Origin of the sequence: Erwinia persicina, assembly GCF_014838825.1 — a bacterium.
GTDB classification, from domain to species: domain Bacteria; phylum Pseudomonadota; class Gammaproteobacteria; order Enterobacterales; family Enterobacteriaceae; genus Erwinia; species Erwinia persicina_A.
On the sequence record NZ_JACYMO010000005.1, the window covers coordinates 96,530 to 121,301 of the forward strand.

The following is a 24,772-nucleotide window of genomic DNA, read 5'->3' on the forward strand; positions in this document are numbered from 1 at the left end:
GCGGAGAAGAGAGATGAGTCGTAATCAACAGGCGCTGTTTGATGGAGCGCTGATGCGTACCGCGCTGCTCGATGCGTTTAAAAAACTGGATCCGCGTACCCAGGTACGCAACCCGGTGATGTTTGTGGTGTGGCTGGGCAGTATGCTGACCACGCTGCTGGCCATCGGTATGGCCAGCGGAAACATGTCCGGAGACACCGGTTTTACGGCGGCTATTGCCGTCTGGCTGTGGTTTACCGTGCTGTTTGCCAATATGGCTGAAGCCCTGGCGGAAGGGCGCAGTAAGGCGCAGGCCAACAGCCTGAAGGGCATTACCAAAACCAGCTTTGCCAAAAAACTCGGGGAACCGAAATACGGAGCCAGCCATCAGTCGGTGGCCGCCGAATCGCTGCGTAAAGGCGACTGGGTGCTGGTGGAAGCCGGCGATATGATCCCCTGTGATGGCGAGGTGCTGGAGGGGGGCGCATCGGTGGATGAAAGCGCCATTACCGGTGAGTCAGCGCCGGTGATCCGCGAATCCGGCGGTGACTTCTCCTCGGTGACCGGTGGTACGCGCATTCTCTCCGACTGGCTGGTGGTGCAGTGCAGTGTCAACCCGGGGGAGACCTTCCTGGATCGCATGATCGCCATGGTGGAAGGGGCCAAACGGCGTAAAACGCCAAACGAGATTGCGCTGACCATTCTGCTGGTGGCGCTGACCATCGTCTTTCTGCTGGCCACCGCGACGCTGTATCCGTTTACCGCCTGGGCGGGAGAGCCGGTCAGTCTGACCGTGCTGGTGGCGCTGCTGGTGTGCCTGATCCCCACCACCATCGGCGGCCTGCTGTCGGCCATTGGCGTGGCGGGCATGAGCCGCATGCTGGGGGCCAATGTTATCGCCACCAGCGGGCGCGCGGTGGAAGCCGCCGGTGATGTGGACGTCCTGCTGCTGGATAAAACCGGCACCATCACCCTCGGTAACCGTCAGGCAACACAGTTCCTGCCGGCCGCCGGTATCAGTGAACAGCAGCTGGCCGATGCCGCGCAGCTGGCCTCACTGGCTGACGAAACCCCGGAAGGGCGCAGCATCGTGGTACTGGCCAAGCAGAAATTTAATCTGCGCGAACGTGACCTGAAAAGCCTGGATGCCACCTTTATTCCGTTCTCGGCGCAGACCCGTATGAGCGGAGTGAACGTACAGGATCGGACGGTACGTAAAGGGGCAGTGGATGCAGTACGCCGCCATATCGACAGCAACGGCGGCCAGTTTCCCATTGAAGTGAACGGGCTGGTGGAGCAGGTGGCGCGCGCCGGCGGTACGCCGCTGGTGGTGTGCGACGGTGCCACCGTGCTGGGCGTGGTCGAACTGAAAGATATCGTTAAAGGCGGCATCAAAGAGCGCTTTGCCGAACTGCGCAAAATGGGCATCAAAACCGTGATGATCACCGGGGATAACCCGCTGACAGCGGCGGCTATTGCCGCCGAAGCCGGGGTGGATGACTTCCTGTCGGAGGCGACGCCGGAAGCCAAACTGGCGCTGATCCGCCAGTATCAGGCAGAAGGACGGCTGGTCGCCATGACCGGGGATGGCACCAACGACGCGCCGGCGCTGGCCCAGGCCGACGTGGCGGTGGCGATGAACTCAGGGACGCAGGCGGCGAAAGAAGCGGGCAACATGGTCGATCTGGACTCTAACCCGACCAAGCTGCTGGAGGTTGTGCATATCGGCAAGCAGATGCTGATGACGCGCGGGTCGCTGACCACCTTCAGCATCGCCAACGACGTGGCGAAGTACTTTGCCATTATCCCGGCCGCCTTTGCTGCCACCTTACCGCAGCTCAACCGGCTGAACGTGATGCACCTGCATTCGCCCAACTCTGCCATCCTGTCGGCGGTGATTTTTAACGCGCTGGTGATTGTGTTCCTGATCCCGCTGGCGCTGAAAGGCGTGAGCTACCGTCCGCTGAGTGCCGCCGCGCTGCTGCGCCGTAACCTGTGGCTGTACGGTGTGGGCGGTCTGCTGGTGCCGTTCGCCGGTATTAAACTGATTGATATGCTGCTGACCCTGCTGGGTCTGGTATAAGGAAAATAATGATGAGCCAATTACGTCCTGCCCTGTTTTTACTGATCGTACTGACGCTGGTGACCGGGCTGCTCTATCCTCTGTTAACCACCGGACTGGCACAGTGGTGGTTCCCGCAGCAGGCGTCCGGCTCGCTGCTGCGGGTGGAGGGCACCGTACGGGGGTCGGCCCTGATCGGCCAGAGCTTTACCCGGGCGGATTATTTCCAGGGACGGCCCTCCGCGACGGGCGATGCGGCGTATAATCCGCTGGCCTCCTCCGGCAGTAACCTGGCGGGCAGCAATCCGGCGCTGGATCAGGCGGTCGCCGGTCGCGTGGCGGCGCTGCGCGCCGCCAACCCACAGGCCAGTGCGCAGGTGCCGGTGGATCTGGTCACCGCCAGCGCCAGCGGCCTGGATCCGCAGATTTCACCGGCCGCCGCCCGCTGGCAGGCCCCGCGCGTGGCGGAGGCGCGGCATTTACCGCTGGAAACCGTGGAGCGGCTGATTGCCGACCACACCGGGACGCCCCGTCCGGCATTTATTGGTGAACCGGGCGTTAATGTGCTGGCGCTGAATCTGGCGCTGGATGCGTTGCAGCGTTGAACCACACGCAGGCATCGGGCATCCCCCGATGCCTGCGGTTTCTGGCTAATAAAGGAATCTGATGAACGACGAACTCCAGCGCCCGGACCCGGATGCCTTGCTGCGTCTGGCGGCGGAAAGCCGGCGCGGTAAGCTGAAAATTTACTTTGGTGCCTGCGCGGGCGTCGGCAAAACCTGGGCGATGCTGCAGGAGGCCCGCCGTCTGCGTGCGCAGGGGCTGGAGGTGCTGGTGGGCGTGGTGGAAACGCACGAACGCCCGGAAACGGCGGCGCTGCTGGCCGGGCTGACGATACTGCCCCGCCGTGCCACCGGGCAGCATCGTCACCCCGAGTTCGACCTGGACGCGGCGCTGGCCTGCCACCCGGCGGTGATCCTGATGGATGAGCTGGCGCACAGCAACGCGCGCGGCTCGCGCCATCCGAAGCGCTGGCAGGATATTGAAGAGCTGCTGGATGCGGGCATTGATGTGATGACCACCGTTAACGTGCAGCATCTGGAGAGCCTGAATGATGTGGTGGGCGGCGTCACCGGTATTCGCGTACGGGAAACCGTACCCGATCCCTTTTTTGATGCCGCCGACGAGGTGGTGCTGGTGGACCTGCCGCCGGACGATCTGCGCCAGCGGCTGAAAGAGGGCAAGGTCTATATCGGGGAGGGGGCCGAGCGTGCCATTGAAAACTTCTTCCGTAAAGGCAACCTGATTGCCCTGCGCGAGCTGGCGCTGCGGCGCACCGCCGACCGCGTGGACGACCAGATGCGCGCCTGGCGCGACACCCAGGGGCGCGAGAAAGTCTGGCACACCCGCGATGCGATTTTGCTGTGCATCGGGGACAACAGCGGCAGCGAAAAGCTGGTACGCAGCGCCGCCCGCCTTGCCGCCCGGCTCGACAGCGTGTGGCACGCGGTGTATGTCGAAACCCCCCGACTCTATCGCCTGTCTGAAGCGCGGCGGCGCGGTATTCTGCGCACGCTGCAGCTGGCACAGGATCTGGGGGCGGAAACCGCGACCCTCTCCGACCCCAGCGAAGCCAACGCCGTGCTGCGCTATGCCCGTGAACATAACCTCGGCAAAATTATTATCGGCCGTCGTCCTGCCCGGCGCGGGTGGCGTGAGCGTTTTGCTGACCGTCTGGGGGAGCTGGGGCCGGACCTCGATATCCTTATTGTCGCGCTGGACGATCCGCCACCGGATGCCGTCAGCCCGCTGGCCCCGCGCGCCGGGGGGAGCGAAGGTAAATGGCGAGCTCAGATGAAGGGCTGCGCCGCCGCGCTGCTGCTGTGCGCGCTGGTCACCGTCGCCGGACGCTGGCTGCTGCCCGCCGTCGACTCCGTCAACCTGGTGATGGTCTATCTGCTGTCGGTGGTGATTGTCGCCCTGCGCTATGGCCGCTGGCCGTCGGTGGCGGCAACGGTCATGAACATTGTCGCGTTCGATCTGGTGTTTGTGGCACCCACCGGCACCATGGCGGTATCGGACGTGCAGTATCTGGTGACCTTCGGCGTGATGCTGGCGGTTGGGGTCATCGTCGGCAATCTGACGGCCGGGGTGCGCTATCAGGCGCGGGTGGCGCGCTACCGTGAGCAGCGCGCTCACCATCTGTATGAGATGGCGAAGGCCCTCAGCCGCGCCCTCAGCCAGCGTGATATTGCCACCACGCTCCAGCGCAGCGTGGAGAGTACGCTGCAGGCCCGCAGCGAACTCTATTTGCCCGATGAGCAGGGTGAGCTGGTGTCGGTGGGCGATACGCACCTCAGTGCCGTACCAGACCGGGCCATTGCGCGCTGGAGCTTTGATAAAGGCCAGCCCGCCGGGGCGGGAACCGATACGCTGCCCGGCGTCCCCTGGCAGATGCTGCCGCTAAAAAGCGGCAGGGAAACGCTGGGCCTGCTGATCCTTGAACCGCTGAATCTGCGCCAGCTGATGATCCCGGAGCAGCAGCGGCTGGTGGAAACCTTCACCGTGCTGATCGCCAACGCGCTGGAACGGATGAATCTCAGCCAGCGCGAGGCGGTATCCCGCCTGGCCGCCGAGCGTGAACAGCTGCGTAATGCGCTGCTGTCGGCGCTGTCCCACGACCTGCGCACGCCGCTGACGGTCCTGTTTGGTCAGGCGGAAATTCTTACCCTGGATCTGGCGTCTGAGAATTCACCTTATGCGCCTCAGGCCAGCGCGATGCGTGAGCAGACGCTGAATACCATCCGTCTGGTGAACAACCTGCTGGATATGGCGCGTCTGCAGTCCGGCGGTTTCCTGTTACGTCGCGAGTGGATGGCGCTGGATGAACTGGTCGGCAGCACGCTGCGTCAGCTGGCACCGCTGCTGGCCGGACGCAACGTCACGCTCAGTCTGCCGCCGATGCTGCTGATCGACGTCGACGGTCCGCTGATGGAACGGGTATTAAGTAATCTGCTGGAAAACGCGCTGAAGTACGGGGGAACGGGGGCGGATATCGGCATCAGCGCCACGCAGCCGTCGGCGCAGCAGCTCCAGCTTGAGGTCTGGGACAGCGGGCCGGGCATTGTTTCCGGGCAGGAAAAGCTGATTTTCGAGAAGTTTTCACGCGGCGACAAGGAGTCGGCGGTGCCGGGGGTCGGGCTGGGACTGGCAATCTGTCAGGCGATTGTCACCCTGCACGAAGGGACGATCCGGGTGGAGAACCGGCCGCAGGGCGGGGCTCGTTTTATCATCACGCTGCCGCTCACCCCACCGCCGGTGCTTGAAGACTATATTACGTCAGACACGACGCAATAAAGGCAGCGGCACGCGCGGCACCCTGCGCCGAAATGGTGTGACCCACGCCCGGTTCATACTGGCTGCTGACCTGTACGCCCAGCGTGCGCAGACGTTGCTCTGCGGATTCACTCTCCTGCACCGGGATCACCTCATCGGCCATGCCGTGTACCAGCAGCACCGGGGTATTCAGCTTGGGGGTGAACGGCGGGGGGGACGACAGGCGGCCGGAGAACGCCACAATGCCAGCCAGCGGCCAGCGGCCGGATACCAGCGCATCCAGCGCCATGATCGACCCCTGTGAGAAGCCGGCCAGTACTACCTGGTCGGGACGGTCACTCATCTGATGGTGGTCGAGGATCGCCTGAAGTGTCTGGTCAAACGCCGCCCGCGCTTCCGCCACGCGGGCAGGGCGGTTTTCCGGGGTGACGCCCGTCAGACTGAACCACTGCCAGCCTGCGCCGTGTTCAAAATGTACAGGCGCATTGGGGCTGGCAAAGCGCACGCCCGGCAGCGTGGATGCCCAGTGGTCGCCCAGGCCCGCCAGGTCATCGCCGCTGCTGCCGACGCCATGCAGTAAAATGACAAGTCCCTGCTTCATTGTTGTCTCCTGAAATCAGTTCAAAACCGCTGTTTCCGGGCAGGAAGGCCTTATCTGCCATCAGCAGAGGCGGGCTTACAGCTTATCCTTGCGTGACATACTGTCCAGATAGCCCATCACAAAGGCTGACAATACAAACGTCAGGTGAATGATCACGTACCACAGCAGTTTATTATCCGGGATATTCTTCGCATCCATAAACACCCGCAACAGGTGGATGGAGGAGATCGCCACGATGGAGGCGGCCACCTTATTCTTCAGCGAGCCGGAATCCATCTTGCCAAGCCAGTTGAGCTTCTCTTTATGCTCACCGATATCCAGCTTGGAGACAAAGTTTTCGTACCCCGACAGCATCACCATCACCAGCAGTCCGCCTACCAGCGTCATGTCAATCATCGACAGCAGCACCAGCACCATGTCATTTTCCGTTATCTCAAGCACGTGCGGCAGCAGATGGATCAGCTCCTGGAAAAATTTAATCGCCAGCGCCACTAATCCCAGCGACAGCCCGAGGTATATCGGAGCCAGCAGCCAGCGCGCAGAATAAATCAGGTTTTCGACAAAACGTTCCATAGCATCCAGTTCACCATTCAACAGGGCGGACAGTATACCTGATGGCTGAAGCATTTTTTCAAGACGCGGGGGGGTAAAATCGCGGAATTTAAGCGACTTTACGTTGGGAGCCGCAACAACAGGCGATGTTTTGCCCTGGCTCAAGGGGCGGGTCGTTCCTGCACACCCGCCTGTCCGGCGGGGTAACTGCCTGCGTTGCGTCGATAAATCGCCGGGCTACAGGTTATTTTCCCGATGGGACAGGTCATCCTGGCTGCCCTGCGGCAGCAGGTCGTTAACCGGGCGCATGACCTTCTTCAACTGGCGCTCGTAGCCGAACGGGCTGCCCTGACCGCGATCGCTCTGCGAGCTGGCCGCAGCCTGGCTCACCACGGGGAAGAACATCACCGCCAGCAGGGCGGTCATTCTGGCAAACTGTGACACGTGGGCTCCGGGCTTAGTGATACTGACGGTACTGGATACGGTAATCACGCGGGGTGACGTTAAAGTGTTTTTTAAACACCCGCTGGAAGCACTGCTGGGACGAAAAACCGAGATCCGTCGAAATGGTCATAATGGTCTTCGTGGAGCTGACCAGGCATTGCGCGGCCTGATCGAGGCGGCGGCTGCGAATAAACGTCGCCAGGGTGATGCCTTTCTGCTGTTTAAACGCGCGCTGCAGGTGCCACTTTGAGTAGCCTGATTTGGCGGCTACCGTTTCGATATTCAGACCTTCTTCCAGGTGATCGTCGATCCAGTCGACGATCACGTCGACGATTTCATTTTTCATGTTGAACTCCGCGATGACGGGCGACGTGCGCCCACTCCTGCCTTAATAGCACAAGGAAGTTAGTTATTATTTTGATTTTATTGGAATAAATGCGATATGAAAAAAACGAATAACATATCAAAAAAACGTGGAAGGGATGGTATTCGAGCGCTTAAAATAGTTCAAATAGATAATTTTAATCTTGGATAATAGATACTAACTATATGCCATCGAATATGGACCTTAATCTGGTCCGGGTGTTTATCGCGATTTATGAAACGCAGAGCGTCAGCGGGGCCGCTGCACGTCTGTATATCACCCAGCCTTCTGCCAGCTACGCCTTAGCCCGGCTGCGGGATGCGACGGGAAATGAGCTGTTTAAACGCAGCCGTAAAGGCATGTTGCCCACCCCCACTGCCACTCAGCTGTATACCGTATTTAAAAAATCCCTGAGCGGTATTGAGAAGGCGGTGGCGGATACCCGCAGCTTCTCGCCGGACACATCCTTTCACAAATTTCGTCTCGCCCTCTCTGACCTCGGTGAACTGCTGCTGCTACCAGGCCTGGTGCAGCACCTGCGCACTGTGGCCCCCAACGTCCAGCTGGAGGTGATCCCCGTTGAGATGCGCAAACTGGATGAGTGGCTGCTGACCGGGAAAGTTGATGCTGCGCTGTGTAGCCGCAATGAGAGTATCTCACTGGCCCAGCGTGATCGGATCATGGATGAGCGCTACGTCTGCCTGTTGAACCGGGCACATCCGCGCATCGGAGAGACGCTGACGCTGAGTGCGTACCTGGAAGAGCAGCATATTATTGTGTCGACCATCAGCGGGCATTATCTGGTCGAGGAGCGGATCAAAGAGTATGGCTTTGAGCGCCGGGTAGCGCTGGAGGTGCCGCATTTTGCCGCGCTGGGGGAGCTGATCGCTTCCAGCGAACTGCTGGTGACGCTGCCCTCCAGCGCGGCAAAAATTTACGTGGCGCGCGGCAACGGACGGGTTATCGAGCTGCCGTTTAAGCTGCCGAATCTTGAAGTGTACCTCTATGCGCACACGGAGATCGGCGATATCACGGCCAAAACCTGGTTTTACACGACGCTGAAAGAGACCAGCCAGCGGCTGATGGCGCGCTGATCACCCCTCGCGGCGCGGACCCCGGCTCCAGTACGCCATAAAGCTGATGCACTCCGGCGACAGACCGCGCTCGCCAATCAGATAGCGGCGTAGCTGCTTGACGGCGCTGGACTCGGCAGCCACCCAGCCGTGGAAGCGCTTATCGCCGCTGTCGGCGCGATCCCAGAGAATATCGCCTTCGCTTTCTTCATGCAGCTCGCCGCGCACCAGCGCGCTGGCAGGCAGGATCACCTGCTGCTGTACTGCGCCCAGTAACGCTTCACCATGGGATGCTCCGATCACTTCGCGCGGCAGCCAGTGAATATCGGCAAACCGGTAGTGGCTGAGGTCAACGCAGTCGCCACGCTTCGGCACTTCGAGGAACACCTGCAGCTGCGGTGGGTTATCCCAGCCGGCCAGCTGCTCCAGGATCGCCTTTGCTGCCGGCAGCGCCGTTTCGTCCGCCACCACCAGCGCCCGTTCAACGTCCGGGTGCGGGGCCCACTCGTAGCCGCCGCTGCTGGTCGGGCAGGCGAGGTTGGGTGCCACCATTTGCAGCGCCGCACCCGGCTCCGCCGACAGCGCCCACGCCGACGCCGGACCTTCGGTGCCGTGCATGACAAACTCCACTTCCACCTCAGCGGCTTCTGCATTGACATGACGGAGAGTATAGGTGCGCGCAATCGGACGGCTTTCCTGCGGCATGGCCCGCGCTTTCTCCCACCAGGTTTTATCCCCTTCGTCGGTCAGCGATGACGGCGTGCCGTTAAGCGACGGAAAAAGCAGCTTAATGCGCTGATCCGGCGCATCCATCTTCATCTGACGGATATCCTGGCCGCTGAAAACGCAGCGCAGCATCGAAGGTGAAAGTACCTGCTTACGCGCCAGCACCACATTAAATAAGCGATAACCCTGAACACCCGCCATAAATCCGCCTCGTAAAGCTGAAAGCCGCGCACGTATGACAACGTGCATAAGGCCGGCAAGAATAGCAAAGCTAAATGATAATGAGAATGAGTATGAGCCTTCTTTACATGCAGGCCACCGTAATAACGGATTGATCCCGGCACGAAAAGCGGTCAACGTAAGCCTTTCCCTGTGGTAACTGCGGAGCACGCCGATGTCCCTGATGGTTCTGACACAGCTGGCGGATATTCCCGCCAGTCAGTGGGATGCCCTGACCCCCAACGATCAGCCTTTTTTACGTCATGCGTTTCTTTCGGCACTGGAGGAGAGCGGCGCGGTCAGCCGCGCCAGCGGCTGGCAGCCGCAGCATCTGCTGTGGCTGGAGGACGGGACGCCACGGGCCGCGATGCCGGGCTATGCCAAACATCACTCGATGGGTGAATACGTCTTCGATCATGCCTGGGCCGAAGCCAGCGAACGGGCAGGCATCCCTTACTATCCTAAATGGCTGTCGGGGGTGCCGTTCAGTCCGGTTAGCGGCGCACGGCTGTTGGGCGAGGCGCGCGCGGGCGCACAGCTGCTGCAGGCGCTGCCGGACTTCCTTGAAAGCCAGTCGCTGTTCAGCGCCCATATCAATTTCAGCGATGAGCGGGTTCAGCATGGCCTGGCAGACGATCCCCGCTGGCTGCCGCGCCTGGGCTGCCAGTACCACTGGCACAACCGGGGTTTTCGCGACTTTCAGGATTTCCTCGATCTCCTGACCTCACGTAAACGCAAACAGCTGCGTAAAGAGCGCGAGCTGGTCGCCAGCCAGGGCGTGGAGTTTGTCTGGTATCAGGGCGCGGAGCTGAATGAAGCGCAGTGGGATTTTGTCTATGCCTGTTACGCCAATACTTACCTGATTCGCGGCCGCCAGCCTTATCTGGCGCGTGATTTTTTCAGCCTGCTGGCAGAACGGATGCCGCAGGCGATCCGCGTGACGATCGCCAGCCAGCGTGGGGAGCCGGTGGCAATGGCCTTCAGCCTGGTCGATGGTGACACCTTCTACGGCCGCTACTGGGGCTGTCTGGAGGAGTTCAACCGCCTGCATTTTGAAACCTGTTTTTATCAGGGCATGGAGTACGCTATTGCACACGGGCTGAAGCGCTTTGACGCCGGGGCGCAGGGCGAGCATAAGCTGATCCGTGGGTTTGAGCCGGTGCTGACCGAGTCCTGGCACCTGCTGCGTCATCCCGGATTACAGGATGCCGTTGCCGGTTTCCTTGATCAGGAGCGGGACGGCGTTCGCGCCTGGGCGGAGGAGGCCCGGTCGGCGCTGCCGTGGCGTCAGGGAGACGGGCAGTGATGCCCGCCGCCCCGGGCGGCGATCAGGCGTCGCCGACAAAACCGCCGGTCTGGTGCTGCCACAGGCGCGCATACAGGCCGCCTTTTGCCAGCAGTTCGCCGTGGCTGCCGATCTCGACGATACGCCCCTGTTCGAGCACCACCAGCCGATCCATGCGGGCAATGGTGGACAGGCGGTGGGCGATGGCAATCACCGTCTTGCCGCCCATCAGCGTTTCCAGGCTCTCCTGAATGGCCGCTTCCACTTCGGAGTCGAGCGCCGAGGTCGCCTCATCCATAATCAGGATTGGCGCATCCTTCAGCAGCACGCGGGCGATGGCAATACGCTGACGCTGGCCACCGGAGAGCTTCACGCCGCGTTCGCCCACGTGGGCATCCAGTCCGGTGCGCCCCAGCGAGTCAGACAGCTGCGGGATAAACTCGTCGGCCTTCGCCTGATGCACGGCCTGCATCAGTTCGTCCTCTGTGGCATCCGGGCGGCCATACAGCAGGTTGTCGCGAATCGACCGGTGCAGCAGTGACGTATCCTGAGTGATCATGCCAATCTGCGCCCGCAGGCTCTCCTGGCTGACCTCCGCAATGTTCTGGCCGTCAATCACAATGCGCCCGCCGTTCAGGTCGTACAGCCGCAGCAGCAGATTGACCAGCGTCGACTTCCCGGCCCCGGACGGGCCGATCAGACCAATTTTTTCACCGGGACGGATCGTCAGCTGTAAATCGTCGATCACCTTGCGTTCGCCACCGTAGTTAAAGCGGATGGCGTCAAAGTGGATTTCACCCTGCTTAACCTGCAGCGCGGGGGCGTGGGGTTTATCGCTGACCTTCACCGGCTGGGCGATAGTTTGCAGGCCGTCCTGCACCATGCCAATATTTTCGAAGATGCCGTTCACCACCCACATAATCCAGCCCGACATATTGACGATGCGGATCACCAGGCCGGTGGCGAGGGCAATGGCCCCGACGCTGATCAGCGACTGCGTCCACAGCCACAGGGCCAGACCGGTGGTGCTGATAATCAGCAGGCCGTTCAGCGTGGTGACCACCACGTCCATGCTGGTCACCATCCGCCCCTGACGGCGGGTTTTCACCGTCTGGTCGCTGATTGCTTCGCGCGCATACTGCTGCTCCAGGTCACTGTGGGCGAACAGTTTTAACGTGGTGATATTGGTGTAACCGTCGACAATGCAGCCCATCAGACGCGAACGCGAATCGCTGGAGGCGACCGAACGGGCCTTCACGCGCGGCACAAAATAGCGCATGCACAGCACGTAGCCGACTATCCAGATCAGTAGCGGGACGGTCAGCCGCCAGTCGGCTTCGGCAAACAGCACCAGCGTGGTGATGGCATAAATCAGCACGTGCCACAGGGCATCCACCGCCTGCACCGCCGAGTCGCGCAGGGCGCTACCGGTCTGCATAATGCGCTGGGCGATACGTCCGGCGAAATCATTCTGGAAGAAGTTCAGGCTCTGGCGCAGCACGTAGTTATGATGCTGCCAGCGGATCATACTGGTCATGCCGGGGTTGATGGTCTGATGCACCAGCAGGTCATGCAGGCCAATAAACAGGGGCCTGAAGAGCAGCGCGACGGCGACCATCCACAGCAATTCTCCGCCGTGGTCACTAAAAAAGGTAGCGGCGGGGCTGGTATTGACCAGATCGATTATCCGGCTGAGGTAGCGAAACAGCGCCACTTCGATCAGTGAGGCGACCAGGCCGATAATCAGGAGCAGCGCGAAGCAGGCCCATACCTGACGCAGATAGAACAGATAGAATGCCCAGACGTTAGCGGGCGGCGTGTCGGCCGGGGCATCCCTGAAGATATTGATCATCCTTTCAAAACGGCGATACAGCATAACGCAGGCTCACTTTTACGGCAGGAAACCTGGAGTTTAGTGCATCAGGGCTTTGCCAGTACACTTCTCCCTACGCCATACCCCATCACCAGCAGCGCACCGACGGTTCCGGCAATCCAGTGCAGAGACGTCAGAGGGCCGGTAAAACGCAGCAGCGCCGGGTCTGTCACCAGCATACTGCCCGCAATCCAGCCGATCAGCCCGCCGCCCAGCGTGACGATAAACGGAAAGCGCGACAGCACTTTCAGCACCAGTTTGCTGCCCATCACAATCACCGGAATGCTGATCAGCACGCCCAGGGACACCAGCCAGACGTTACCTTTCCCGGCGGCCGCCACGGCCAGTACGTTATCAAGCGACATCACCACGTCGGCCAGGGTGATCGTCAGGACCGTTTTCCACAGGCGGGTATCGCTGCCGACGCTGGCCTCTTCCTCGTCATTGCTGACCAGCTTAAAACCAATCCACAGCAGCAGCAGGCCACCGGCCACCTTCAGCCACGGCAGTGCCAGTAGCTGCACGGCGATGATCAGCAGCACCACCCGGGCGACAATGGCCCCAAGCGTGCCGAGAATAATGGCTTTTTTCTGTATGTGCGGCGGGAGTTTGCGGCAGGCGAGGGCGATCACCACGGCATTATCGCCCCCCAGTAGCAGATCAATCGCCACGATTTGCAGCAGGATAACGGCGAAATCAAGATGTTCGAACCACATAAGCACTCAGTTAACGCAGAGGAGAAGGGCCACGGGGTGACCCGTTGACATCAGCGGCGAAAGTCGTTGGCGCTGATCTGGTATTTTTTCAGTTTATTATAGAGCCCGGCGCGTGACAGCCCCATGACCTGAGCGGCCTGACGCAGGTTGCCGTTAAGCGCGTCGAGCGTGCTAATGATATGCGCACGCTCCTGGCTGTCAAGGCGTGCTGCCTGCCGTGGCGCAGCGCGGGGGACCGCAGGGGCGAACTGGCTGCCCTGCAACACCTCATCCGGCAGATCCTGTACATCGATAAACAGGCCGGTGGTCATGTTGATCGTCCGTTCGACGATGTTTTCCAGTTCGCGGACGTTGCCCGGCCACGGATACTGGCTCAGGGCGTCCAGGGCGCGGGGGGTGAACTGCACGTTGATCTTCTTCAGCTGGGTACAGACTTTCTCGCGGAACCACTCGGTCAGCGCCGGAATATCGCTGCTGCGCTCGCGCAGGGCCGGGATCGGAATGGAAATGACGTTAAGACGGTAGTAGAGATCGCGACGAAAAGCGCCGGTCTCCACCGCCCGGATCAGGTTGCAGTTGGTGGCGGCAATGATGCGTACGTTGACTTTCACCGGCTGTGAGGCACCGATGCGCACCACCTCACTCTCCTGCAGGACGCGCAGCAGGCTGGTCTGTGCCTCCAGCGGCATATCACCGATCTCATCCAGAAACAGCGTCCCGCCTTCGGCCAGTTCAAATTTTCCTGCCGCACCACCCCGGCGGGATCCGGTAAACGCACCGTCCACGTAGCCAAACAGTTCGCTCTGCACCAGATCACGCGGCAGCGCGCCGCAGTTGACGGCAATAAAGGGTTCGCTGCTGCGCAGGCTGCCATTATGGATCGCCTGGGCAAACAGTTCCTTGCCGGTGCCGCTCTCGCCGGTCAGCAACACCGTGCTGTCGCTGCGGCTGCTGCTGCGGGCTTTGTCTATCGCCACCTGTAGCGCGGGCGCGCTGCCGCGCAGCATATCAAAAGTATAACTGGCGCTGGCCCCCATCACCCGGCGGGTGATGGCGCGGATGCGCTGGTTTTCACGCAGCGTGATCACTCTGCCGCCATCCGTGGCGGGCATCACCGACACCAGACAGGGGATGGGCGGGCCACCCTGGGGCGTAAAAATGATTTCACGATCATTGCAGAACCCCGTGGTGGTCAGGCGAATATTTTCAGGATTAAGCCGGTCGTCCACCTGCTGGCCAGCCCGCACTGCGATCTGGAAGATCTGCCGGGCATAGCGGTTGATGGTTTTGATCGTCCCTGCGCGATCGAGCACGATCACCCCCTCATTCAGCGTTTCCAGGATCGAGGTCTGTTCGGCCAGCAGGGCCTGCAGGATCAGCTGCTGGCGAATCGCTTCGGCGGCGGCCTGTACCGTACCCAGCGTGTGATAGTGGAAATTATCCTGGCTGGCGGTAAGCGTCAGCACGCCGATCATCTGTCCCCCGGCATCGCGGATCGGGGCCGCCGCACACTGCAGGTGACGCTGACGCAGGGCGAGCTTCCAGTTTTCCCCGTTAAGGATATAGACCAGCCGCTGCTGCTTCAGGCAGCAGGCCGTGCAGTTGGTGCCCATTTCAGATTCGGTGAGAATACTGCCGACAGGCGTAAGGTCGCGCCCGCAGCAGGAGAGGGTAATACCCTGCGCGCTGGTCAGATTGATATGCCCGTCCGGGTTGTAGGCCAGCAGGTTTTCCATAATGCTGCCCGCGACGCCAATCAGTTCAGCGTTATCGGCCAGAATCTGCCTGACTTCCTCCTCCGGCGGGGAAGTATAGGCAAAGTGCGACGGATCAATGCCGGCGTCGCGACTGCGCTGCCACGAACTGAGCACCTCCGGACGCACAAATGCCGGCTCCCGCCCGGCATCGAAGTCGCGTCTTGCCTGCTCCAGCAGGCTGTCCCAGTGGCTGGCTTCACGTCCCGCAGGCAGCTGCGGCTGCCCGTCACGCTCTGCGCGGATCGCGGCGGATAGATGTGGCTGGTTCATCAGTTACTCCCCTCTCATGGAATGTCCATTTTATCGACATGTTAAGTTGACATGTTTTATTTGTGTCCATTTTGTGATCGCCACGAGCAGCGCGCGCCGCGTCAGACGGGCTTAAGCACCCTGGCATAGGGTTTGCTTATGTCTGTTGAGTCAGGAAAACGTCAGCCAGCCACCTTAAGGGGAACACAATGTCAGTCATAAACAATCGCGTACGTGTGGGATTAATCGGCGCAGGGCGGATGGGGAGCTTCCATGCCACGTCGCTGGCGCAAAAAGTGCCGGGTGCGGTGCTGGCCGCCGTTGCCGACCCGGTGCCGGGGGCGGCACAGCGCCTGGCAGAGCAGCTCGGCGCAGGGAAGTTTTACAGTGAACCGCAGGCGATGCTGGACGATCCGGAGATTGATGCGGTACTGATCGCCACCCCGGCACGTACCCACGCAGAACTGGTGGCCGCTGCCGCCCGCGCCGGCAAGCACGTGTTCTGTGAGAAACCGATGGCCATTACCCTGGAAGAAGCCGACCACGCCATTGCCGCCGCCCGCAGCGCGGGAGTGGTGTTACAGGTGGGCTTTAACCGTCGCTTTTCCCGTGGCTTTGCCGCCGCGCTGGCCGCCATCGCGGCGGGAGAGATCGGCACCCCGCAGCTGATCCGCTCCCTGACCCGCGATCCGTCGCCGCTGCGTGACCCGAGCGGTATCCCGCCCTGGACTATTTATCTGGAAACGCTGATCCACGACTTTGACACGCTGCTGCATTGCAATCCCGGTGCGAAACCGGTGGAGGTGTATGCGATTGCGGATGCGCTGGTGCGCCCGGACTTTAAAGACAAGGGGCTTCTGGATACCTCAGTGGTGACGATTCGTTTTGATAACGGGGCGATAGCGGTGGCCGATGCCAGCTTTGAAGCCGTCTACGGCTACGACGTGCGGGCAGAAGTGTTCGGCAGTAACGGCATGTTCCAGATGGGCAATATTAACGTCAATAACTGCGTGCGCTACGGCGCGGGCGGGATTGCGATTGAGACCTCCCGCCAGGATACGGACCTGCTGGCAGAGGCCTATGTGGCCGAACTGAGTGAGTTTGTGCGCTGTGCGGCCAGCGGGGAAACCCCACGCGCCACCGGTGAAGATGCGCGTAACGCGTTGGAAATCGCCCTGGCCTGTATCGCATCTGTCCGCCAGGGCAAACCGATTCAACTACGAGGATAACAGCGATGTCGGACTATCGTCTTTCGGTGTCAGCCGAAATGGTTTTTCTGGATTTACCCTTTATTGAACGGGTGAAGCGTATTCATCAGCTGGGTTTCGGCGTGGAGATCTGGCACTGGAACAATAAAGACATCGACGCGCTGGCGGCGACCGGGGCCCGCTTTACCTCAATGACCGGCTATCTGACGGGTAACCTGACGGACGATGACGAGACAGAGAATCTGTTGAGCAGCGCCGCAGAGTCGCTGGCGGTGGCGGAACGGCTCAACTGTCCGTGTCTGAACCTGCACGGCACCGGGCTGGATAACCAGGGCCTGCCGGTGAAACCGGTGGCGATCGTCACCGGCGAGATGTGGGTGAAAGCCGTGCGCACGCTGGAAAAACTGGCCGCGCTGGGGGAGAAAGCAGGGCGGGTGTTTACTCTGGAAAACCTCAACCTGGCCGTTGACCATCCGGGTACGCCGTTTGCCCGGGCGGCGGATACGCTGGCGCTGGTGGAGGCGGTGAACAGCCCGTATCTGAAGATGAACCTCGACCTGTACCACGCGCAGATCGGGGAGGGCAATCTGATTGAACTGGTCAGGCGCTGCGGTCACGCCATTGGAGAGATCCAGGTGGCTGATGTGCCGGGGCGCTGTGAGCCGGGCACCGGCGAGATTAACTACCGGGCGGTGGCCAGCGCGCTGCGGGCCATGAACTACCGCGGGGTCATTGCGCTGGAAGGCTGGGCGTCAGGGGACAGTGAGGCGGCCCTGGCCAGTTTCAAAGCGTATTTTGAATAATGTCAGGCCGTTGTGCGGCCAGCCCTGGCCGCTGTTTTGCTCAGGATCGGCATTGTTCGCTTTGCTGACCCGCCAAAAATAATAACTTACCGACACCTACAGGAATCTCTTTATGAACGTGAATAAAATTGCACTGTTGATTGGGGCGCTGGCACTCGCGCCCGCTTCCCACGCAAAAGATTTGCGTATTGGCGTTGCACTGGCGAATTTCGACCTGAATTTCGTCTCTATTCTGCGAACGCAGATGGCGAAGGAGATGGAAAAAGAGCAGATCCAGGGGCAGTTCGAAGATGCCAAAGGCGATGTTGCGGTACAGGTACAGCAGGTGGAGAACTTTGTTAACCAGGGCGTGGACGCCATTATCCTCAACCCGGTGGATACCCAGGGCGTGAAGCCGATGATGGAGGCGGCGAAGCGCGCCAATATTCCGCTGATTTTTGTTAACCGCAAGCCGGAACTCGAACTGAGCGGGAAGATGGCGTATGTCGGTTCCGACTCGCTGCTGGGCGGGCGGATGGAGATGGAAGCCCTGGCGAAAAAAATGAATTACAAAGGTAATGTGGCCATTCTGATGGGGGCCCTGTCAGCGGAAGAAGCCCGCCAGCGGACCAAAGCCACTGAAGAGGTCATCGCCAAATATAAAGAGATGAAGGTGGTTGAGAAGCAGTCTGCAAAGTGGATGCGTAACGAAGCCGTCGATGTGACCTCCGGCTGGCTGCTGTCCGGCGATAAGATTGATGCGATAGCCGCTAATAATGATGAGATGGCGATTGGGGCGATCATGGCGCTGAACCAGAGCGGCAGAAAAGATATTCTGGTGGCGGGCATTGACGGTACGCCGGATGCGCTGCAGTTCATCAAAAACGGCAAGCTGACCTTAACCGTTTTCCAGGATGCCGCCGGCCAGGGGAAAGGCGCAGTCACGATGGCAAAACAGGTCATCGAAGGTAAAGCGGGCGACAAATTTATGTGGATCCCCTACCAGGTGATCACCAAAGAGAACTATGAGGCGTTTGCCAGTAAAAACCTGAAGTAATCCCCACCGGGCCCTGACCGCAGGGCCCGGCAGCCATCTCCCCGACTATTTTCCCATTTGCGCCGAAAAAAGTGTGATCTCAGTGGCATTTTATGCGTGATATGCATACTATTTCGCCGCTGAGCCAGCCCCGGCTGTTGCTCAATACTCACCCCCTGTTTTTTGCTGAGAACGCTGGACATGTATCTTGATTAGTCGCCGCCGGTTCATCATGGGTACCGGTGCGTTTATGCTTGCCATGAGCACCGATAAGCTATTTGCCCGTCAGGATTTTTTCCCGCTCTGGCCCGATGAACCTCCCGGCGGCGGCGGGCCGAGCGGGGCGTTACGCATTTCGGCCAACGGCTCATGGTCCAACATTGTCAGCCCCGGTATTCAGCGCTTTGTTCCTGAAAACCCTAACGGCCGCGCGGTGCTGATTGCTGCGGGAGGCGGCTATCGCTGGATTGGGATGGGGCGCGAAGGCTGGCCGGTGGCGCGCTGGCTCAACAGCAAGGGCTATACCGCCTATGTGCTGAGTTATCGCCTGCCGGGAGAACACTGGCAGGATGGCAATCGCGTGGCGTTTCAGGATGCCCAGCGTGCCATACGGCTGGTGCGGTCAATGGAAAATAACGTGCACCTGCTCGGCTTCTCCGCCGGCGGGCATATGTTCGGTCTTGCGGCGGCGCGCCCGGATTATGCCTCCTATGCCCCGCAGGATACGATCGACCAGATCGTGCCGAAAGCGGACAGCGTCGGGCTGATCTATCCGGTGATCACCCTCGAACCGCCGTATACCCACACCAATACGCACCTGTCGCTGGTGGGCAATCACCCCTCCCCGGCGGAGGAAGCAAACTGGTCGGTACAAAACTACGTGACCCGCGCCTATCCCCCGCTGTTTCTGGCGCAGGCAGAAGATGACCACACCTCTGACCCGGAAAACAGCGTGATCATGCACGATACCTGTCGTAAGGCAGGGGTCTCGGTTCAGATGATCCGTATTTCGCAGGGGGGGCACGGCTTTGGCCTCGGCAAGGCCGGTACGCCAGCCGCCATCTGGGATGAGGCCTATGCGGTGTGGCTGGCGGCCAGAACCTAGCGGCCGACCTTCTGTTTCGGTCGGCCTGTGGGAGGTGTTACTGCTGTTGCAGGAACGCCAGCAGATCCTGATTTAAGCGATCCTGATGGGTTACCGCAAAGCCGTGAGGCGCATCGTCGTACACTTTCAGTTCTGAGCCCGGGATCATCGCGGCGGCCAGCTTGCCGGTGGCTTCAAATGGCACAATCTGGTCGTTGCTGCCGTGGATCACCAGCGTGGGTACGGTCACCTTCGCGATATCTTCACGGAAATCCGTTGTTTCAAAGGCGGTGACACAGTCAATGGTGCCCTTCAGCGAGGCCAGCAGCGCGATATTCTGCGTCTGGATCAGGACGCCGTCTGAAAGGGTTTGTCCGGCGTTGATCCCGTAAAACGGTGTGGCAAAGTCTTTAAGAAACTGTGCGCGATCTTTGCGTAATCCGTTACGAATGCCGTCAAATACTGCTTTTTCCACGCCTTCAGGATGGTCGTCTGTCTTGCCGAAAATTGGCGTTACCGCCCCCAGCAGCACCAGCGCACTGACGCGGTCGCTGCCGTAGCGGCCGATATAGCGCGTCACGTCCCCGCCGCCCATTGAAAAGCCCACCAGGGTGATCTCTTTCAGGTCAAGATGCTCAATCAGGTCGTTGATGTCGGAGGCAAAGGTATCGTAGTTATAGCCGTCCCACGGCTGGTCAGAACGGCCAAAGCCACGGCGGTCAAAGGCAATAGCCCGATAGCCACGTTCGGCAAGGAAATTCATCTGGCTGTCCCACATGTCGGCATCCAGCGGCCAGCCGTGGCTGAACAGAACCGGTTTACCGGTACCCCAGTCTTTGAAATACATTTGCGTGCCGTCAGTGGTGGTGAATGTGCTCATATCTGTAACCTCTAAGGTGGATGACGTGATGTTGTGGCTTACGTTAACTCCCCGGTTAAAAGAAAGATAAGGCATTAATTTTGACAACTTGTCCGAAAATCCTTATCAAGATATCTCTATGATTTAGTTATTCATTCCTTTCTGTTTACTGGCAAAACGCCTGTCAAAAAAATCTGAACGAGTTGCCAAATTCTTTCCGCTATCCGCCTTGCCCCGCCGGACGTAATCTTGTTTCCAGCAGCACAACACTCACTCACACCATCGCTGACGGATAACGAAGAGGAATAAAAAAATGTCTAAATTCGACCTGCTGGACCCACAGAACTCCGCCCTGATTTTCATCGACCACCAGCCGCAGATGTCGTTCGGTGTGGCTAACATCGATCGTCAGCAGCTTAAAAATAATACGGTAGCCCTGGCGAAAGCGGGCAAAATTTTTAACGTGCCGACGATTTACACCTCGGTAGAAACGGAAAGCTTCAGCGGCTACATCTGGCCGGAGCTGCTGGCGGTGCATCCGGAGGTGCAGCCGATTGAGCGCACCTCAATGAACTCATGGGAAGATGAGGCCTTTGTGAAGGCAGTGAAAGCGACGGGCCGTAAGAAGCTGATTATCTCCGCCCTGTGGACCGAAGTGTGCCTGACCTTCCCGGCGCTGATGGCGATGAAAGAGGGGTTTGAGGTGTATGTGGTGACCGACACCTCCGGGGGCACCAGCGTGGATGCGCACGAACGTGCTGTCGACCGGATGGTGCAGGCGGGGGCGGTGCCGGTGACCTGGCAGCAGGTGCTGCTGGAGTACCAGCGCGACTGGTCGCGTAAAGAGACATATGACGACGTGATGGACCTGGTGCGCGAGCACAGCGGCGCGTACGGCATGGGCGTGGATTATGCCTACACCCTGGTCCATAAAGCCCCGGCCCGCAAAGCCTGATAACCCACTGATGCCGGGGCTGACCACGCGTCGCCCCGGCAGGAGAGAACCATGCGTAACGCTTCCCTTTCTGCTCTGTCCTCCGGCGCGTCCGGATCGGTCACCGTCCGCTGGCTGGCGCTGTTAGCCCTCTGCTCTGCCTACCTTCAGGGCGGGCTGGTCAAGCTGCTGGATTTTCCAGGCGCCATCGCCGAGATGCAGCATTTCGGCCTGTCGCCGGCCGCGCCGATGGCGGCGGCGGTGATCGTTCTGGAACTGGTCGCATCACTGATGATCCTCAGCGGTCGGGGACGCTGGCTGGGCGCGCTGGCGCTGGCGCTGTTTACCGTTGCCGCGACCTTTATGGCGAACCGCTTCTGGCAGGTGCCGGTGACGGAGCGCGGCGGCGTGATGAATGGCTTTTTTGAACATCTTGGCCTGGCGGGTGCGCTGGTGTACGTGGCATGGAATGACAGGAGGGCGGCAAAATGAGTCAGAATAACGCAGGTGGGGCGTTTGCGCCTCTGAAGCAGGGGCTGTTCGCGGTGATCTGGGCGGCAACCATTCTCGGCAATACCGGCAGTTTTATGCGCGACGTGGCCAGCTCCTGGCTGGTCACCGGGCTGTCGTCCAACCCGGCGGCGGTGGCGCTGATGCAGACCGCCGCCACGCTGCCCATTTTTCTGCTGGCGATCCCTGCCGGGGTGCTGTCCGATATTCTCGACCGCCGCCGCCTGCTGATTTTTGTCCAGCTGCTGCTGGCCAGCGTCAGCGGTACGCTGCTGTTTCTCTCCCATCACAACCTGCTGACGGTGGAATACCTGGTGGCGCTGACCTTTATCGGCGGCATCGGCGCGGCGCTGATGGGCCCGGCCTGGCAGGCGATTGTGCCGGAGCTGGTGCCGCGCCCACAGCTGAAGAATGCGGTGGCGCTGAACTCGCTGGGCATCAATATCGCCCGTGCCGTCGGCCCGGCGACCGGCGGGCTGCTGCTGGCGGCGCTCGGGGCCTGGGCGGCCTACGGTGCCGATGTCCTGAGCTACGTGTTTGTCATCACCGCGCTGATCTGGTGGAAGCGCCCGCACAAAGCGAAAACCGAGCTGTCTGAACACTTCCTCGGCGCGTTCCGGGCGGGTATCCGCTACGTCAAAGCCAGCCGGGAACTGCACCGGGTGCTGGTTCGCGCCGCGATTTACTTCTTCTTTGCCAGCGCTATCTGGGCACTGCTGCCGCTGGTGGCGCGCAATCTTCTGCAGGGCAGCGCCGGGTTTTACGGCACGATGCTGGGGGCGGTGGGCGTGGGGGCGATTGTCGGTGCGCTGCTGCTGCCCGTGCTGCGTCAGCGGATGAAGGTTGACGGATTAATGCTGCTGTCGGCCGGGCTGTCCGCGCTGGTGATGGTGGTGATTGCCCTGCTGCCGGTTAAAGCCCTGGCCCTGCCGCTGATGGTCCTGCTGGGTGTCAGCTGGATTATCGCCCTGACCTCGCTGAACGGGGTGGCCCAGGCCGTTCTGCCGGACTGGGTGCGCGGCCGTGGCCTGGCGGTGTATCTGATGATTTTTAACGGTGCCATGGCCGCTGGCAGTCTGTTCTGGGGGCTGGTGGCGCAGGAAACCGGGCTGGTGAATACCCTGCTGATCGCCGCCGTGGCGCTGACGCTCACCGCGCTGCTGTGCCTGCGTCTGACGCTGCCGACGGGCGACGCTGATCTGCAGCCTTCCGGCCACTGGGATGAACCGGCGCTGGATACAGACGTCACGGCAGACCGGGGCCCGGTCATGATTCAGATTGAATACCAGGTAAAGGCAGAAGATCGCCCGGCCTTCCTGGCGGAAATGAAAAAGCTGTCGCTGATCCGCCGCCGCGATGGGGCCTACGCCTGGGGCATCGCCGGGCACAGCCAGGAGGCGACCACGCTGATCGAGTGGTTCCTGGTCGAATCCTGGCATGAGCACCTGCGCCAGCACCAGCGTGTTTCCCATGCGGATGCAGACTTACAGGAGAGCGTGACGCGCTTCCATCAGGGGGAGGAGAAACCTAAAGTGCATCACTTTATCTCGCTGGAATAATCCCTGTCAGGGGGCGATCTTTTGTCCGGTCGCCCCCTGCGCCGTGCTTATTCGGGCGGGTTGCTGTCCCGGTTTCCGGCCTCTAACGCCAGCAGCAGCGTCGACAGTGAGGCATCAAGCTGCGCCAGCGCACCGGCAGGCAGCGCCGACAGGATCTGCCGTTCGTTTTCAATATGCGGCCCGACCAGACGATTAATCAGCGCCAGCCCTTCAGGCGTCAGCTGTACCAGCGTGCTGCGCGCGTCCTCTGCGCTGGCGACGCGCGCCACCAGTCCCCGGGTTTCCAGACGTTTCAGGCGGTGGGTCATGGTGCCTGACGTCACCATCAGCGCGGAGAACAGGGCGGTGGGGCTGAGGCAGTGGGGCGCACCCGCACGGCGCAGCGTCGCCAGCATATCAAACTCCCAGCTGGCCAAATCAAAGCGCGAAAACCAGGCTTCCAGCTGCTGTTCCAGCAGGACGGTACAGCGCTTAAGGCGGCCAATCGGCCCCATCGGGCTGGCATCCAGGTCGGGACGTTCGCGCTGCCACTGTTCGAGGATGGTGTCGACCGCATCGCGCGGCGGTCGGTGAGAAGAAGGCTTCATTTTATCTTGACTTCAAGGTAAGTGATCAACACAATCATGATATCTTGAATTGAAGGTAAAGTCATGAACACAGGATCCTATCTGCGCGACATTATGCTGACCGCCCTGGCCCCCGCTATCTGGGGATCAACCTATATCGTCACCTCACAACTGCTGCCGCCGGACCGGCCGTTCACCGCCGCGCTGATCCGCGTGCTACCTGCGGGCCTGCTGCTGCTGCTGTTTACCCGGCGGCTGCCCTTGCGAAAAGATGTCTGGCGACTGCTGGTGCTCAGTGCATTAAATATCGGCGTGTTTCAGGCGCTGCTGTTTGTCGCTGCCTACCGGCTGCCCGGCGGGCTGGCGGCGGTGCTGGGGGCCATCCAGCCGCTGCTGGTGATGGTGCTGACCTGGACGGTCGACCGCCGCTCACCGGCGCAAACCACCCTGTGGGCATCGGTAGCGGGGGTGATTGGGATGGCGATGCTGCTGCTGTCACCGCAGACGGTCTTTGAACCGGTGGGTATCACGGCGGCCATCGTCGGGGCGGGCTGTATGGCGACCGGCGTCTGGCTGACGCGCCGCTGGAAGATCGACCTTCCCGTCCTGTCGCTGACCGGCTGGCAGCTGGCGATCGGTGGGCTGATGCTGGCCCCTGTGGCCTGGCAGATGGAGGCCGCGTTGCCTGTGCTGACCCTGCCGCAGTGGGCGGCCTATGGGTATCTGAGCCTGGCCGGGGCGCTGCTGGCCTATACGCTCTGGTTTCGCGGCGTGGCGCGGCTGCCCACGGTAGCCGTGGCCTCGCTGGGCTTACTGAGCCCGCTTTGCGCCGTGGGCCTGGGCTGGGTACTGCTGGGGCAGTCGATAACCGGTACGGCGCTGGCCGGGCTGGTCGTCGTGCTGGCCAGCGTGTTTGCCGTGCAGTGGAAAATGTCGCGCGGCCGTTAAGGCAGGGGCACTCTCTGATTGCGGATGCCCGGCGCTGCCGGGCGTCACCG

Annotated in this window: 23 protein-coding genes; 13 read left to right on the plus strand and 10 right to left on the minus strand. The window is 60.8% G+C overall.

What is annotated here, in order from left to right:
- The first annotated feature begins 13 nt into the window (after window positions 1–13).
- From kdpB to kdpD, 3 genes are all read left to right on the plus strand, one after another.
- The gene (gene kdpB, locus IFU29_RS13925; protein ID WP_191934446.1) at window positions 14–2,062 is read left to right on the plus strand and encodes a potassium-transporting ATPase subunit KdpB; all 2,049 of its coding nucleotides are present in this window, start codon (window positions 14–16) and stop codon (window positions 2,060–2,062) included.
- 11 nt (window positions 2,063–2,073) lie between these two features.
- Window positions 2,074–2,646 (plus strand): potassium-transporting ATPase subunit KdpC, encoded by a 573-nt coding sequence (kdpC, locus tag IFU29_RS13930; protein ID WP_118665246.1) that lies wholly within the window; start codon window positions 2,074–2,076, stop codon window positions 2,644–2,646.
- Window positions 2,647–2,707: 61 nt separating this feature from the next.
- On the plus strand, window positions 2,708–5,398 hold the full coding sequence (gene kdpD / locus IFU29_RS13935; RefSeq protein ID WP_191934447.1) for a two-component system sensor histidine kinase KdpD: 2,691 nt from the start codon (window positions 2,708–2,710) through the stop codon (window positions 5,396–5,398).
- Here kdpD and IFU29_RS13940 read toward each other — a convergent pair.
- The 4 genes from IFU29_RS13940 to IFU29_RS13955 all read right to left on the minus strand — a co-directional run bounded on the left by IFU29_RS13940 (window position 5,376) and on the right by IFU29_RS13955 (window position 7,320).
- Window positions 5,376–5,978 (minus strand): alpha/beta hydrolase, encoded by a 603-nt coding sequence (locus tag IFU29_RS13940; RefSeq protein ID WP_191934448.1) that lies wholly within the window; start codon window positions 5,976–5,978, stop codon window positions 5,376–5,378. The genes kdpD and IFU29_RS13940 overlap by 23 nt on opposite strands.
- Window positions 5,979–6,053: 75 nt before the next feature.
- Window positions 6,054–6,551: a TIGR00645 family protein gene (locus IFU29_RS13945; RefSeq protein ID WP_191934449.1), complete on the minus strand. Its 498-nt coding sequence runs from the start codon at window positions 6,549–6,551 to the stop codon at window positions 6,054–6,056.
- 216 nt (window positions 6,552–6,767) lie between these two features.
- Window positions 6,768–6,974 carry a hypothetical protein gene (locus IFU29_RS13950; protein ID WP_191934450.1) on the minus strand — a complete coding sequence of 69 codons (207 nt, stop codon included), beginning with the start codon at window positions 6,972–6,974 and terminating at the stop codon, window positions 6,768–6,770.
- A 13-nt stretch (window positions 6,975–6,987) separates the two neighbouring features.
- Window positions 6,988–7,320, minus strand: a complete 333-nt coding sequence (locus tag IFU29_RS13955; RefSeq protein WP_191934451.1) for a helix-turn-helix domain-containing protein — start codon at window positions 7,318–7,320, stop codon at window positions 6,988–6,990.
- 203 nt (window positions 7,321–7,523) lie between these two features.
- Here IFU29_RS13955 and IFU29_RS13960 point away from each other — a divergent pair, with 203 nt between their 5' ends.
- The gene (locus tag IFU29_RS13960; RefSeq protein ID WP_191934452.1) at window positions 7,524–8,432 is read left to right on the plus strand and encodes a LysR family transcriptional regulator; all 909 of its coding nucleotides are present in this window, start codon (window positions 7,524–7,526) and stop codon (window positions 8,430–8,432) included.
- Here the strand turns inward: IFU29_RS13960 and IFU29_RS13965 are convergent, their stop codons facing one another.
- Window positions 8,433–9,338, minus strand: a complete 906-nt coding sequence (locus IFU29_RS13965) for a siderophore-interacting protein (RefSeq protein WP_191934453.1) — start codon at window positions 9,336–9,338, stop codon at window positions 8,433–8,435.
- 193 nt (window positions 9,339–9,531) lie between these two features.
- On the opposite strand from IFU29_RS13965, the gene IFU29_RS13970 reads away from it, so the two are divergent.
- Complete coding sequence (locus tag IFU29_RS13970) at window positions 9,532–10,662, plus strand: GNAT family N-acetyltransferase (protein ID WP_191934454.1); 1,131 nt, start codon at window positions 9,532–9,534, stop codon at window positions 10,660–10,662.
- Window positions 10,663–10,684: 22 nt separating this feature from the next.
- On the opposite strand, the gene IFU29_RS13975 is transcribed toward IFU29_RS13970, so the two are convergent.
- The 3 genes from IFU29_RS13975 to IFU29_RS13985 are packed head-to-tail and all read right to left on the minus strand — an operon-like array spanning window position 10,685 to window position 15,257.
- Window positions 10,685–12,517 (minus strand): ABC transporter ATP-binding protein, encoded by a 1,833-nt coding sequence (locus tag IFU29_RS13975; RefSeq protein WP_191934455.1) that lies wholly within the window; start codon window positions 12,515–12,517, stop codon window positions 10,685–10,687.
- A 44-nt stretch (window positions 12,518–12,561) separates the two neighbouring features.
- Window positions 12,562–13,230 carry a TerC family protein gene (locus IFU29_RS13980; protein ID WP_191934456.1) on the minus strand — a complete coding sequence of 223 codons (669 nt, stop codon included), beginning with the start codon at window positions 13,228–13,230 and terminating at the stop codon, window positions 12,562–12,564.
- A gap of 50 nt (window positions 13,231–13,280) precedes the next feature.
- Window positions 13,281–15,257: a sigma-54-dependent Fis family transcriptional regulator gene (locus IFU29_RS13985; RefSeq protein WP_191934457.1), complete on the minus strand. Its 1,977-nt coding sequence runs from the start codon at window positions 15,255–15,257 to the stop codon at window positions 13,281–13,283.
- Between the two features lie 188 nt (window positions 15,258–15,445).
- Here IFU29_RS13985 and IFU29_RS13990 point away from each other — a divergent pair, with 188 nt between their 5' ends.
- From IFU29_RS13990 to IFU29_RS14005, 4 genes are all read left to right on the plus strand, one after another.
- Complete coding sequence (locus IFU29_RS13990; protein WP_191934458.1) at window positions 15,446–16,465, plus strand: Gfo/Idh/MocA family oxidoreductase; 1,020 nt, start codon at window positions 15,446–15,448, stop codon at window positions 16,463–16,465.
- Between the two features lie 5 nt (window positions 16,466–16,470).
- Window positions 16,471–17,247: a TIM barrel protein gene (locus IFU29_RS13995; protein WP_191934459.1), complete on the plus strand. Its 777-nt coding sequence runs from the start codon at window positions 16,471–16,473 to the stop codon at window positions 17,245–17,247.
- 112 nt (window positions 17,248–17,359) lie between these two features.
- Window positions 17,360–18,283: a sugar ABC transporter substrate-binding protein gene (locus tag IFU29_RS14000; protein WP_191934460.1), complete on the plus strand. Its 924-nt coding sequence runs from the start codon at window positions 17,360–17,362 to the stop codon at window positions 18,281–18,283.
- A 229-nt stretch (window positions 18,284–18,512) separates the two neighbouring features.
- Entirely contained in the window at window positions 18,513–19,367 is an 855-nt protein-coding gene (locus IFU29_RS14005; protein WP_191934461.1) for an alpha/beta hydrolase, read from the plus strand.
- Between the two features lie 37 nt (window positions 19,368–19,404).
- On the opposite strand, the gene IFU29_RS14010 is transcribed toward IFU29_RS14005, so the two are convergent.
- Window positions 19,405–20,226, minus strand: coding sequence for an alpha/beta fold hydrolase (locus tag IFU29_RS14010; protein WP_191934462.1), 822 nt, complete (start codon window positions 20,224–20,226; stop codon window positions 19,405–19,407).
- A 292-nt stretch (window positions 20,227–20,518) separates the two neighbouring features.
- Between IFU29_RS14010 and IFU29_RS14015 the strand changes: the two genes are divergently transcribed.
- Genes IFU29_RS14015 through IFU29_RS14025 form a run of 3 tightly spaced genes read left to right on the plus strand, consistent with a single transcriptional unit; the run spans window position 20,519 to window position 23,208 of the window.
- Complete coding sequence (locus IFU29_RS14015) at window positions 20,519–21,160, plus strand: hydrolase (protein ID WP_191934463.1); 642 nt, start codon at window positions 20,519–20,521, stop codon at window positions 21,158–21,160.
- Window positions 21,161–21,211: 51 nt separating this feature from the next.
- Complete coding sequence (locus IFU29_RS14020; RefSeq protein ID WP_191934464.1) at window positions 21,212–21,631, plus strand: DoxX family protein; 420 nt, start codon at window positions 21,212–21,214, stop codon at window positions 21,629–21,631.
- Window positions 21,628–23,208, plus strand: a complete 1,581-nt coding sequence (locus IFU29_RS14025; protein ID WP_191934465.1) for an MFS transporter — start codon at window positions 21,628–21,630, stop codon at window positions 23,206–23,208. Before IFU29_RS14020 ends, IFU29_RS14025 begins: the two co-directional genes overlap by 4 nt.
- Window positions 23,209–23,255: 47 nt before the next feature.
- Here IFU29_RS14025 and IFU29_RS14030 read toward each other — a convergent pair whose 3' ends face one another.
- The gene (locus tag IFU29_RS14030; RefSeq protein ID WP_191934466.1) at window positions 23,256–23,795 is read right to left on the minus strand and encodes a MarR family winged helix-turn-helix transcriptional regulator; all 540 of its coding nucleotides are present in this window, start codon (window positions 23,793–23,795) and stop codon (window positions 23,256–23,258) included.
- A gap of 63 nt (window positions 23,796–23,858) precedes the next feature.
- Here IFU29_RS14030 and IFU29_RS14035 point away from each other — a divergent pair, with 63 nt between their 5' ends.
- On the plus strand, window positions 23,859–24,722 hold the full coding sequence (locus tag IFU29_RS14035) for an EamA family transporter (RefSeq protein ID WP_191934467.1): 864 nt from the start codon (window positions 23,859–23,861) through the stop codon (window positions 24,720–24,722).
- Window positions 24,723–24,772: the final 50 nt, after the last annotated feature.